The organism is Allochromatium palmeri (assembly GCF_009720725.1).
Taxonomy (GTDB): Bacteria; Pseudomonadota; Gammaproteobacteria; order Chromatiales; family Chromatiaceae; genus Thermochromatium; species Thermochromatium palmeri.
Window position 1 is genome coordinate 1 of record NZ_WNKT01000066.1, and the last position, 11,196, is coordinate 11,196.

16 protein-coding genes are annotated in these 11,196 nt (G+C 61.5%); 10 read left to right on the plus strand and 6 right to left on the minus strand.

Annotation, left to right across the window (positions count from 1 at the left end; all coding sequences use genetic code 11):
* Window positions 1-758 precede the first annotated feature (758 nt).
* Window positions 759-1,742, minus strand: coding sequence for a plasmid replication initiator TrfA (trfA, locus tag GJ668_RS18435; protein WP_246194990.1), 984 nt, complete (start codon window positions 1,740-1,742; stop codon window positions 759-761).
* 327 nt (window positions 1,743-2,069) lie between these two features.
* On the opposite strand from trfA, the gene GJ668_RS18440 reads away from it, so the two are divergent.
* From GJ668_RS18440 to GJ668_RS18460, 5 genes are all read left to right on the plus strand, one after another.
* Window positions 2,070-3,170 (plus strand): NADH:flavin oxidoreductase/NADH oxidase, encoded by a 1,101-nt coding sequence (locus tag GJ668_RS18440; protein ID WP_155451579.1) that lies wholly within the window; start codon window positions 2,070-2,072, stop codon window positions 3,168-3,170.
* A gap of 316 nt (window positions 3,171-3,486) precedes the next feature.
* Entirely contained in the window at window positions 3,487-3,636 is a 150-nt protein-coding gene (locus GJ668_RS18445; RefSeq protein WP_246194991.1) for a DUF4124 domain-containing protein, read from the plus strand.
* The gene (locus GJ668_RS18450; protein WP_246194992.1) at window positions 3,626-4,318 is read left to right on the plus strand and encodes a cupin domain-containing protein; all 693 of its coding nucleotides are present in this window, start codon (window positions 3,626-3,628) and stop codon (window positions 4,316-4,318) included. Before GJ668_RS18445 ends, GJ668_RS18450 begins: the two co-directional genes overlap by 11 nt.
* Before the next feature lie 67 nt (window positions 4,319-4,385).
* Window positions 4,386-4,586: an SDR family NAD(P)-dependent oxidoreductase gene (locus tag GJ668_RS20765; RefSeq protein ID WP_281350265.1), complete on the plus strand. Its 201-nt coding sequence runs from the start codon at window positions 4,386-4,388 to the stop codon at window positions 4,584-4,586.
* A 77-nt stretch (window positions 4,587-4,663) separates the two neighbouring features.
* Window positions 4,664-4,837, plus strand: a complete 174-nt coding sequence (locus tag GJ668_RS18460) for a hypothetical protein (RefSeq protein ID WP_155451580.1) — start codon at window positions 4,664-4,666, stop codon at window positions 4,835-4,837.
* A gap of 114 nt (window positions 4,838-4,951) precedes the next feature.
* Here the strand turns inward: GJ668_RS18460 and GJ668_RS21025 are convergent, their stop codons facing one another.
* Window positions 4,952-5,206: a nitrous oxide-stimulated promoter family protein gene (locus tag GJ668_RS21025; protein ID WP_281350266.1), complete on the minus strand. Its 255-nt coding sequence runs from the start codon at window positions 5,204-5,206 to the stop codon at window positions 4,952-4,954.
* 72 nt (window positions 5,207-5,278) lie between these two features.
* Here GJ668_RS21025 and GJ668_RS18470 point away from each other — a divergent pair, with 72 nt between their 5' ends.
* Window positions 5,279-6,325, plus strand: a complete 1,047-nt coding sequence (locus GJ668_RS18470) for a COG3904 family protein (RefSeq protein WP_155451581.1) — start codon at window positions 5,279-5,281, stop codon at window positions 6,323-6,325.
* A 22-nt stretch (window positions 6,326-6,347) separates the two neighbouring features.
* Entirely contained in the window at window positions 6,348-6,743 is a 396-nt protein-coding gene (locus tag GJ668_RS18475; RefSeq protein ID WP_155451582.1) for a lysozyme inhibitor LprI family protein, read from the plus strand.
* On the opposite strand, the gene GJ668_RS18480 is transcribed toward GJ668_RS18475, so the two are convergent.
* Window positions 6,737-7,063 carry a 4a-hydroxytetrahydrobiopterin dehydratase gene (locus GJ668_RS18480; RefSeq protein ID WP_155451583.1) on the minus strand — a complete coding sequence of 109 codons (327 nt, stop codon included), beginning with the start codon at window positions 7,061-7,063 and terminating at the stop codon, window positions 6,737-6,739. The genes GJ668_RS18475 and GJ668_RS18480 overlap by 7 nt on opposite strands.
* A gap of 87 nt (window positions 7,064-7,150) precedes the next feature.
* Between GJ668_RS18480 and GJ668_RS18485 the strand changes: the two genes are divergently transcribed.
* The gene (locus tag GJ668_RS18485) at window positions 7,151-7,279 is read left to right on the plus strand and encodes a DUF2269 family protein (protein WP_246194994.1); all 129 of its coding nucleotides are present in this window, start codon (window positions 7,151-7,153) and stop codon (window positions 7,277-7,279) included.
* A gap of 101 nt (window positions 7,280-7,380) precedes the next feature.
* Here GJ668_RS18485 and GJ668_RS18490 read toward each other — a convergent pair whose 3' ends face one another.
* From GJ668_RS18490 to yqhD, 3 genes are all read right to left on the minus strand, one after another.
* Complete coding sequence (locus GJ668_RS18490; RefSeq protein WP_246194995.1) at window positions 7,381-7,866, minus strand: tyrosine-type recombinase/integrase; 486 nt, start codon at window positions 7,864-7,866, stop codon at window positions 7,381-7,383.
* 222 nt (window positions 7,867-8,088) lie between these two features.
* Window positions 8,089-8,559, minus strand: a complete 471-nt coding sequence (locus GJ668_RS18495) for a hypothetical protein (protein ID WP_155451585.1) — start codon at window positions 8,557-8,559, stop codon at window positions 8,089-8,091.
* Window positions 8,560-8,848: 289 nt separating this feature from the next.
* Entirely contained in the window at window positions 8,849-10,003 is a 1,155-nt protein-coding gene (gene yqhD, locus GJ668_RS18505) for an alcohol dehydrogenase (RefSeq protein ID WP_155451586.1), read from the minus strand.
* Window positions 10,004-10,225: 222 nt separating this feature from the next.
* On the opposite strand from yqhD, the gene GJ668_RS18510 reads away from it, so the two are divergent.
* Together GJ668_RS18510 and GJ668_RS18515 are read left to right on the plus strand one after the other, a co-directional pair.
* Window positions 10,226-10,504 carry a YebG family protein gene (locus tag GJ668_RS18510; protein ID WP_155451587.1) on the plus strand — a complete coding sequence of 93 codons (279 nt, stop codon included), beginning with the start codon at window positions 10,226-10,228 and terminating at the stop codon, window positions 10,502-10,504.
* A gap of 239 nt (window positions 10,505-10,743) precedes the next feature.
* Window positions 10,744-11,196: hypothetical protein (locus GJ668_RS18515; RefSeq protein WP_222930819.1), on the plus strand; the 453-nt coding region annotated here is incomplete at its 3' end.

Genomic DNA, 11,196 nt, shown 5'->3' on the forward strand with positions numbered 1-11,196 from the left:
CAGGATGCCATCAAACATGTCTAACAACGACCGCGTGTCAAGTTTAAAATGACTATATTTTACAAAAACTTGAAGTCCCCTTAAAAGGGCTGGTCGCTACACCTATCCGGTGGGTGTTGTCCCGTACCGACCGGGTTTCATCCCTTACCACCATCGGTGCTATCCCGTGCCGCCATGGGTTCTATCCCGTGTTGCGATCTCGGTTGGCCGCCTGTTTGGGGAGGCAACCATCGGTGCTATGCCCCGATTCGCTACACCAGCTGGCATCCGCTTGATGCGGTTTGCGTTCCACGATGTTCAACGTTCGCTCGGTCGGTGCTGTCCCGTGTTAAGGCATGTGGGGGCGCCCAATAGATTAGGAGAGGATTAAAAGAAGATTAGGCGATTTTGCGCATCGAAAAAAGTTATTTAATTTCAAATAATTAGCTCCATTTTTCAGGATAGCTCCATCGGTGCTATGCCCCACCTCCATCGGTGCTATGCCCCACCTCCATCGGTGCTATGCCCCACCTCCATCGGTGCTATGCCGTCGGTAGACGCTTGGTTATGGAAACGCGGTTGAGGCTGGGAATCTTGGGGGTTGGAGCGTGGGAGCGGCTGGAACGACCGAATAGACGAGGAGGCATCGCGCCGTTCCCTCGATGCGGAAACGCAAGATCAAGACCGGGGGTTAGGCGAGCGACCATCGGCGCTATGCCCCACCTGATGAGCTCTATCCCATGCGCCGCCATCGGTGCTATGCCCCGCCTCTGACACGGCTATTTTTTGGGTTGCTTTGGCTTGCTCAGATAGCGTGCCTGACTCGGGGTCGGAATCTTGCCGACATGCACCAGATCGTTGGTATCGATCTCATGGGTCCAGCCGGTTGCCTCCTCCAAGCAGGCCAAGGCATCGCGCAATTCGGCTCGAAAGTGGTACAGCTGCTTGGCCTCGCTGCCTGAAAGCTGATGGAGCGTCTTGACCTTGAGTGGGAAAGGTCGCGCATGTGTGGAATAGAATCCGTGTAGCCACTGAGCCAGCGGCTGTCGCTTGAGCTTCTGGCGTTGCTCCCATTCGACCTGTGTCCAGTCCTCATGCGCGAACAGCAGTTGCAGGCGTGGATTGAGTTCGATGACATAGCAGCCGGCGATATCGTCGCGGTAGAACTCATCGACCAACGAGCCGCCGTAGTTTTGATGGTCGTGCTGGATCTCGACGGTCGTGGCCGAGAGACGTGCGGCCACGCTCTTGAGCCATTCGCGTCCGCTCTTGCCGTAACTGCGGCCTGCTTCTTTCAGCAGCTGACGTTCGCTGGCTTCGATGCGATTGCCGAGTGCCTGACGACGCGCCAGATGTAACAGCGCTTCCCACACATCGAGATCGGATTGGTCCAGTCTCGGGCCGGTGTAGCGAACCTCATAGCCTTCGAGGCTGGTGACGAGTTCGCGATCCATGTAGCGCCTTGGACCACGCTTGATCGCGCCAAACAGCGCCGATCGCAAGGCCACGTTTGGCACCCCGCGCACACTCTCGGGCCAGACCGGCATCGGCATCTGGAGGATCTTGGCTGTCTTCTCGGCCTCACGGGCCTTGGCGCGTTCGGCGCTGAGCGCCTGAAGACGCTCCAGCGTGCTCTGCATTGAGGATTTGCCGCGTTCGGACGACTCCGCCAGCAACGTGGGCGGATCCTCGCCCGTCGACTGTGCAGAGGCGTGTTCGGGGCCGGATGCGGACTCCGGCAGGGTCTGAGGTCGGCGAGCCATCCACTGCTCCTCCAAGTGCCGTGACGTGTGTCTTTTCGTCCCCGATCATACCCGATGGACAGTGGTCGGGCGACCCAGGATGGCCTATCGAGCACGGCTGGATACCTTGGACGGAACCCATCGGTTGAGTGGCTGTTCCACGGTGTCTGGCCCCGTACCATCGGCGCTATGCCCCATCTCTATCGGCGCTGTCTCGTGCGCTAACGAGGCATGAGGGGAGGCCGGGAATCCTTGGATTTGGAAGCCTGCCGTAGAGACGGAATTCGTGGAACATGGCAACATGCCGCCTTTCGGTCGAATGGTCGCCTTTCTCAGCAGGAACTCACCATGTCCGCTCTCTTCTCCAGCTTCAAGCTCAAGGACATCACGCTGCGTAACCGCATCGCTGTCCCGCCGATGTGCCAATACAGTGCCGAGAACGGCCTCACCAACGACTGGCATCAAGTCCATTATGCAAGCCTGGCGCGCGGCGGAGCCGGACTGGTGATCGTCGAGGCCACCGCTGTGGCCCCGGAGGGGCGCATCACCCCGGCGTGTCTCGGACTTTGGAACGAGAAACAGGCTGAAGGCTTGGCGCGCATCGCCGCCACGATCAAGGCCAGTGGCGCGGTTCCAGGGATCCAGATCGGCCATGCCGGACGCAAAGCCAGCGCCAATCGCCCGTGGGACGGCGACGACCATATCCCCGAAGGCGATCCACGTGGCTGGACACCGATGGCACCCTCAGCCATCGCCTTCGGCGCCAATCTGCCGCGCGTGCCCAGAGCGATGAGCCAAGAGGGGATCGCCCGCGTTCGCGGCGACTTCGTAGCCGCCGCCAACCGCGCCCGCGAGGCCGGATTCGAGTGGCTCGAACTGCACTTTGCCCACGGCTATTTGGGACAAAGCTTCTTCTCCGTCCACTCCAATCAGCGTACCGACGACTACGGTGGCGACGCCGCCGGACGCGGCCGTTTTCTGCGTGAAACCCTGGCGGCCGTGCGCGAGGTCTGGCCGGAACACCTGCCGCTGACGGCCCGCTTTGGCGTTATCGAGTTTGACGGACGCGATGAAGAGACGCTGGCCGAATCGATTGAACTCGTGCGCGACTGGCGTCGTGGCGGTCTGGATCTGCTGAGCGTCAGCGTGGGTTTTTCCACGCCTACCGCCCAGATTCCATGGGGACCAGCGTTTCTGGCTCCCATCGCCGAGCGCGTCCGCCGGGAAGCCGAGCTGCCGGTCGCTTCGGCCTGGGGCATTGATGCGCCCGCGACCTGCAATCGTGTTATCGAGCAACAACAGATGGATTTGGTGATGGTCGGACGCGCGCATCTGGCCAACCCGCACTGGCCCTATCAGGCGGCCTTGGCGCTGAATGAAGACAAGGCGTCCTGGGTCTTGCCGGCACCCTATGCACACTGGCTGGAGAAGTATCAGCCGAGTGCTTGAGCCGCGCGGCGGGTGAGGCGGGCGACACGGACTGTCCGCCTGATCGAAAACCACACAGCTTGTCACTTCCTGACCCACTTGCGACACAGCGGCGGCGTGAAATGGTCCACGACGGAAGACGGCATCGCCCACTGGCGACGCTCTCTGTCCGTCTCCAACCGCCCCACTCAATCGCAAGAGGTGACTTCCAGATATCCAGCCTGAATACCCGCCAATGGTCGACCCCTGCCGTCATCGCCCCTTCCGGTCTTGCTATCGCTGACGGAGTGCGGGCATCCTTCCGCCTGGAGTCGCTCTCCAGGAGGAACACCCCATCATGCGCCGTTTTGTGCTCATCGCCCCGCTGACCCTACTCGCGCTCGACGCCTTCGCCGACGCGCTTCTCTACCGCTGTCAGGATGCCAAGGGCCGTGCGGTCTTCTCTGATGAGCCGTGCGGTCCATCCGCCGAGATCGTTGAACATTGAGGTCGTGGATGCGATGTTCCACGGCTTCGACTATCAGCGGGGACTAACTGGGACAGCTCCGGCACGGCTGGCGATCATGGCCGAGGCCATCGAATGGATTCTGGCCCATCAGCAGAAGGCCGCCACGAGCGCCCGATGGCTCGGTGCTCCAGACTCAGCCATCTGGAGTAAGATGCGCCCAACATCGCCGGCATTGAGGACCGCCATGAGCCAACTACCACCCCGGTGTTCGAGACACGTCCGCGCTTGCCTGCTCTTCAGCCTACTCGGCGGGTTGGTCGCCGCTCCCGTGGCGGCCGATCAAACCACGATTCCCGGTGTTGAGGTCCAACGACTGATGCGCTCCAGCCAGAGCTGGAACGGGCATCAGCTCCCGGCCTATCGTCCGCAACAGCCCGAGATCACCATTCTGCGCTTTCGCATCGAGCCGGGTGCCCGGCTGCCGCTCCATCTGCATCCGGTCATCAACGCGGGCGTGCTGCTTTCGGGTGAGCTGACCGTCGAGTCCAAGGCCGGCGAGATCCTGCACCTGAAAGCCGGTGAGGCGCTGGTCGAACTGGTGGGCGAGCTGCACTTCGGCTACAACTCGGGCACCGAGCCGGTCGATCTGATCGTCTTCTATGCGGGCAACGTCGAGCAGCCGATCATGGAACTGGCCGAGGGGGCGGTGGGGCACGATTGATATTCCAATTCTTCGCAACACAGACACGAATAGCCTTGAGGCCAAACTCTGAATGGGGGATCGCCCGTTGAAGCGACTGGATGGTAAGACCGCCTTGGTGACTGGAGCGGCCCGTGGCATTGGGGCCGCCATCGCGTCCGCCTTCGTCGAGCATGGTGCCTATGTCTATCTCACCGATCTTGATGAGGTGCTGGTTCAGTCTGTTGCTACCGCCCTTGGCCCTCGGGCCGGCTATTTCCATCTGGATGTCCGCGAGGAACAGGACTGAGCTGAGCATGGCCTAAGTATATGGGTGGAACTGAGGTTCAGCGGCGGGTGCCGCCCACAACGGATGAAGGAGATTTTATGCCACTCCAGAATCGTGTCGATCCTTGGGGAAATCTGATGGCTGTGGAGGCTCTGGGAGCCTGGATGGGCAATCGCGGCATCCTGCACGATTCGCAAGCGACAGATCATCGCGCCCTGGAAGCACAAGGCTTGGGTTATATGCCAACGGAAGTATCAAGGCAGACGTCGTGATCTTCAGCCCCAACAGCTACTCTGAGCTATTCTTTTTCGACGAAGCCACGGCGTTTTCAGCGGGTCATCGTCCCGGCGCGGAGTGTCGGAGCGCACGGAATGTAGGATTTAGGTTCAAGGCTTCGAGCGTTTTTCCGCGCGTGCTCCAGAATCCGCCGTCTCCCTGCGTTTGGTCCTGGAGCGAAACCGCTCCAGGCGCGGTACCTGTCTGAGCTTATCGAGCATATGGAGCAAGGCGAGCCAAGGGTGGCGTAGCGGCATGCGCGGCCCGGCGTAGCGCATAACTTCGCGTACCCGCTCGTGCCTCAGCGGAACCTGGATCGTGACCGGGTTCTCGGACAGAATCGCGGCTTCGCGTGTATTCTCCAATCCAGCTCCCGCCCATAGTCGGACGTTATCCGGGCGTGGTTCTTACGCATGATCCGCTTGGAGGCTCCAGACATGCTCGCGATGCACCGCCATCCCATCACTCTGTCTCTGCTGGGTCTGATCCTGATCTCAGCCGCGTTTGCAGCCATAGCCCAGTTCGATCCCCCAACCTATCAGGGTGGACGTGGACAATGGCAGTGGGAAGGGAACGTCGCCAAGACCTTCTTCGATAATGGACTGGCCATTGCGATCGCCTTCCCGACCGACGACGACTGCGATACCGCCTACTTCGGTCTCATCGGCAATGATCGGATCACGTCGATGTCCTTCATCATCGACCAGAGCCAATACAACACACTCGACGTCGAGGCGGTCGATGCCGGTGACGGCACACCGCTGATCGGTTTCCCACTTTCAGATAAAGCACTCTATGATCTCAAGCGCGGTCAGATCCTGCGCGTGCGGACCGATCAAGGAAATCTGAGCGTTGGCCTCACGGGCACCACCTTGGCGTTCAACAACGCCTATAGCAACTGTCTCCTCATGCTCCAGGGTACGACGCTGCAACCGAGCAACAGCCGTCTCGCGTCTGAGCAGGCGCTTGCGCCCTCCAAGCCTTCACAGCCCGACAAGCTCCAGCGCATCGACCTGGAGAACGGTACGGTAATCGTCATGTTCTCGGGCGAGTTCGAGGCGGGGGATGGGCAACGCCTCATCGCGGCCCTGGAGGAGACCGAGGCGGCGGCACTCGGACTCAACAGCGTCGGTGGGCTGGTCTCGGAAGCGCAGATGGTCGGCTACTATCTGCGCAGCCACAACCTCGATACGATCGCCGGTGAGGTCTGTGCCAGTGCCTGCACCTTCGCGCTGGCCGGCGGCGTGGATCGGCTGGCCATCGACGGAGCGCGCATCGGTCTGCATCAATCCTATGCGTCCGGTGGCGGCGGCAGCCTGGAGGATGGTCAGCGCCTGGTCGGCAACTACATCCGCTACTTCCAGAGCATGGGGGTCGACGCGGAGGTGGTGGCCCTGGCGGCGACCATGCCCAGCGAGGGTATCCGTTGGCTCGATCCCGAGCAGGCGATGGAATTGAAGCTCATTGAGAATGTTTTGCCGTAACGCCACATCGGAGACCTGTCCCATGCGCAGATTCGCCCTATCCGCCGTCCTGCTCGGCGTCTGCACGATCACGCACGCCAACGATGAGCTCTACACGTCACGCTTCTCAAGCTGCATGGAGCAGGCGGGCGGTGTGACCGTCGAGATGCTGGACTGCATCGGGGAAGAGCTGAACACGCAGGATGCGCGGCTCAACGGCGCGTATCAGAAGCTGCGGTCTCAGCTGTCGGCTGAACGCAAACAATCGCTCAAGGCGGCGCAGCGGCTGTGGATTCAGTATCGCGATGCGAACTGTGATTTCTACCATGATCCCGAAGGCGGGACGCTCCATCGTGTGATGTCCGCCGACTGCGTGCTGCGGGAAACGGCCGAGCGCGCGAAGGAGTTGGAAGGTCTGGCCGAGGTCTACGGTTACTGAGTGGCGTGCGTTTCAGCAGTCATCGCCAACCGCTCCATCTGCCGCGCGAGTGCGATATCGCGCTCGGTGATCCCGCCGGCTTCATGCGTGCTCAGTGCAACGCGCACCTGTCCGTAGACGTTGCTCCAATCGGGATGATGGTTCATAGACTCGGCGATCAGGGCCACCTGGGTCATGAAGCCGAAGGCGCGCACGAAGTCGGAGAAAGCGAAGGTCTTGCACAGCGCGCCGTCAGTAAGCGACCAGCCGCCTTGGCCCAAGGCGTTGAGGTCGGCGAGGGCGGTCGTCAGGGCATCGGTATCGAGTCGTATCGCAGACATGGTGGTCTCCAGTCGGTATCCGGTCTCTTGAGTTCTGAGCGAGGATATGGGCGCCCAGTCTCCTGATTGCCACACGGACTCGCCGCCATGCTCTACGCTAGCCTGAAAACACTCCATCTCATCGGCGTCGTGCTGTTGGTCGGCAACGCCATCGTCACCCTGATCTGGAAACTCGCTGCCGACCGGACAGGCGATCCGCTGTCTGCCCAGCTGTGAGCCGATTCCTCCCCAGCACTGGAGCAAGGTCCAGTCGTCGAACAGGTCGCAGACCAGGGCTACGCTGTAGTAACGCGGCTTCTCGGGGTGGATCCAGCGCATCATAGCTTGGCCACCACCGCCGCCATGCGTTCATCGCTGACATGGGTGTAGATCTGGGTGGTCGCCAGATTCGCATGGCCCAGCAGCGCCTGGATGTCGACCAGCTCGGCCCCGGACTCAAGGAGCCGGGTGGCGTAGGTGTGCCGGAGCTTGTGCGGTGTGATGGGCTTGTCGATCCCGGCCTGCTCGATGAGTCCCTTCAGATAGTCGCGCACCACGCGCACACGGGCATTGCCACACACGTTTGGCGTGAATGCTTCGGGCATGGCGGTTGCGGTGTTCAGCCGCGCCTGTTCCTCACGCTCCAGCCACACCGGCAGCCGGCACGGGCGCTTGGGGAGTTCGACACGGTAGAAAGGTTTAACTGTGGTCCAGTGCTGTCGCTTGGCCCAGCGGTAGCTCGCGCGGCTGCTCTCGGCCGCGCTCCGTTTGTAGCGCAGGTCGTTCAGGAAGTCGCAGCGGGCCTGATTGAGATCGCTGTTCATGGTCTTCGGCAACCTGGACAGACATGGGAAATCGTGCGGATCGTAGATGTCTCTGGGCACCAGCCGCACCATTTTTTGGCGTTGGCTTGGGCGTCGAGGCCTCGATCACCAGGCGCACGCTAAACAGCAGGGCGCAGTAACAGGTTTTGTCCCATGAAGCTCGGCCGCGCGATGGCTGGAGAACGACCACCAGCGACCCTGGGCCTATCGCCAACCCGCGCGTTAAGCTGAGAGTCCGAGACGGGCACGCGCCGATAGCGCATCGTCCAGGAACTCGATGGCAGCCACACTCCCACTGTTGAGTTCCATCAACGTGACCTGGCCCGCCTGGCGTGGCAGGGTTATCGTGTCTTCCGGCGTCCGCCCCAGGAGCACCGGGTACGGGCGCTTACGCAACTTCGGCATGGCGAACATCTTCGTCACCATCGCCGGCATCCCGCTGATGTCGGCTACATAGCACAGGCCGGCGCGTTCCAGTGTCTCGCCCGTCTGACCTTCCAAGACCTCATCAGCCAGATTCGAGCCATCTTTGTCTGCCGAGAAAAGCAGGAACCGGCGTGCGCTCAGCATCGTCCGGGGTTTGCCGTGCTGATCGTTTAGCGACAACGCGGGAGCCGTGTCGCCGACCTGGAGTTCGGCGGCGCCGGCCAGAGCGGGGAGCATGAACGGGAGCAGGGTGAAGCTGGAGGGCATGGCGTTGGACTCATGATTTGAGGCTGAAAGGGCGGCCACGCTAGCGCCTGGAGCGGCACGAATGCAAGCCGCGCGTGCTGGATCAGACGCCAGCGAGCTAGGCTGTCAGGTGTGCCCGCATTGGCGACGGGGACACTTCCGCCGACTGCGGCAGGATCTGGGGCGCGACATCCTGCTGGGCCTGATCGTGCTAATTCGGACCTTCCTGAGCATGGCGCTACAGGTTGAGCTGGAGGGACGCTGGCCGTGGCAACGGGACCGCGCCAACGTATCTCCCCCTTAAATCTGCTCACAGCGCCTGTTCATAGACCTGACGCGCACATTCCAACCCGACGTCCTGCCGCTCACCGAGTGCGGTCATGCCATGGCGTTCGAGATGGGCGACCAGGGGCGTGATGGCCTCGCCGCCAATGCCGTAGCTCGATAGGCGCGTCGGCACCTGCAGGGACTCGAAGAAGTCACAGGTTCGCGCGATAGCCGCCTCGATCCGTTGATCGGCGTCGCCCTCGGTCAGTCCCCAGACGCGCGCCGCGTATTGCAGTAGCTTGTCGCGCTTGGCGAGGCGGCGTACCTGGAGCATGGCCGGGAGGACGATGGCGAGTGTCTGGGCATGGTCGAGTCCGTGCAACGCCGTGATTTCGTGGCCGAGCATGTGGGTCGACCAGTCTTGCGGTACGCCGACGCCGATCAGGCCATTCAGGGCCAGGGTTGCCGTCCACATGAGATTGGCGCGCACCGCGTAATTCTCGGGTTCGGCCAGGGCGCGCGGTCCCTCCTCAATGAGCGTCATTAGCAAGCCTTCGGCAAAGCGATCCTGGACCTTGGCGTCCACCGGGTAGGTCAGATATTGCTCCATGACATGGACGAAGGCGTCGACGACGCCATTGGCCACATGACGCGGCGGTAGGGTGTAGGTCTTGGTCGGGTCAAGGACCGAGAAGCGCGGAAAGACCAATGGACTGATGAAAAACAGCTTGTCCTGGGTGGACTGGCGGGTGATGACTGAGCCGGCGTTCATCTCCGAGCCGGTCGCCGGCAGCGTCAGAACCGATCCCAAGGGCAAGGCCGTCGTCACTGGAGCTTGTCGGGCCAGGATGTCCCAGGGTTCACCGGCGAAGGGCACGGCGGCGGCGATGAACTTGGTGCCGTCGATGACGGAGCCGCCCCCAACGGCCAGCAGGAAGTCAATGTGCTCGTCACGCGCGAGCGTGACCGCCCGCATCAGGGTTTCATAGGTCGGATTCGGCTCGATGCCGCCGAACTCCAACAGCGTGAAACCGGCCAGCGCCCGGCGCACTTCATCCAGGGTACCGGTCCTGACCACGCTGCCACCGCCGTAGGTGATGAGCACGCGCGCACCGGCAGGAATCTCAGGGGCCATGTCCGCGATACATCCCTGGCCAAACAGGATACGGGTCGGGTTGTGAAAGGTGAAGTTTTGCATGGATTGAAACCAGGTTGAATCGCGGTTGATCGGATGAAACCTGACAATGCGGTCAAGTCAGCTCTTTAGCAACGCTGTTGCCGTTCGCTGGGGAAGGCCGGCGCTCAGTCGTCCAGCGGCGACAACGACACAAGGCCGCGGCGTGAGAACACGGGACCGCCCTTCCGTCAGATCGTTATACTCCCCATCCCAAACGACAGAGGCTACCATGGGTCCAGTACCATGATCGAGATCGAATACATCGTCCGTGACCGCCGGGGAGTGGAACGTTTGCGCACCGCTGACAAGAAGGCCGCCGAAGCCTATGACCGGATTCTGGAGAACGCTGAGCGGCTGGCCGACTGGCTGCGTGCCGGTTCGGTGTTGCCAACCCTGCCTGATGAAGACCTGGAGACGCTGACGGTGCATCTGGCCGGTCATGCGCGCGAGGTCGAGCTGATCCTGAAGGGCAAGCCGCTGGAGCGTCAGCCGGATCCAGTCTCGACCGAACTGACGAATTAAGGTGACGCCGATCAAGGCCACCCGTTGACATAGTGCCTGGAGAAGGACGACGAGTCCTGACCATCACCAGTCAGACTCGGATCGCTGACTTAACGAGACAGTGTGTGTCGGCTGTCCTGACGTTTGGACTGAGCGGCGCCGACTTTACTTGGCATAGCGCTCTGGTCCGAAGAATCATGATTCAAACAGCCAACCAAACATCCGTTAGCGATTGTTCCGCGACAAGCGTTGTCCCCCCAGTGCGTGAACTGCGCCGCTTCGACACGGCTGAGGCGCGCTCGTTTCAGCATGTCTTTCGTCATGCGGAAGAAGGGATCGAGCTGCATTGGTACGCGCGTAACCATCGGAAACGCCGTTCGCACCCACTGAAGACGGCCGATGGGGCCAAGGTTGCTCGGGCACCCTATCGCTTGATGGCAGTCCAGTGGCGATCACTTTCCTGGTGGGTCGCGGCCGTCTTTACCGTCGGCAGCTTGGTTTGGCTTATCAACGGGTTGGTGACCGTTCTGCCGTTTTCCGATGAGCCGGTCGTCAAGGCCGATGTGCCCATTTGGACAGCGGTGCTCGGTGGAGGGATCTTTCTGATCGGCGCCTATCTTTCCTGGTTGGAGGTGTTTTGGACTTTGGACAAAGTATCTTACCAGCTGGCAAAAATCGTTCGCTCACATACAGTTGGAGTAGACAAGTCCTCT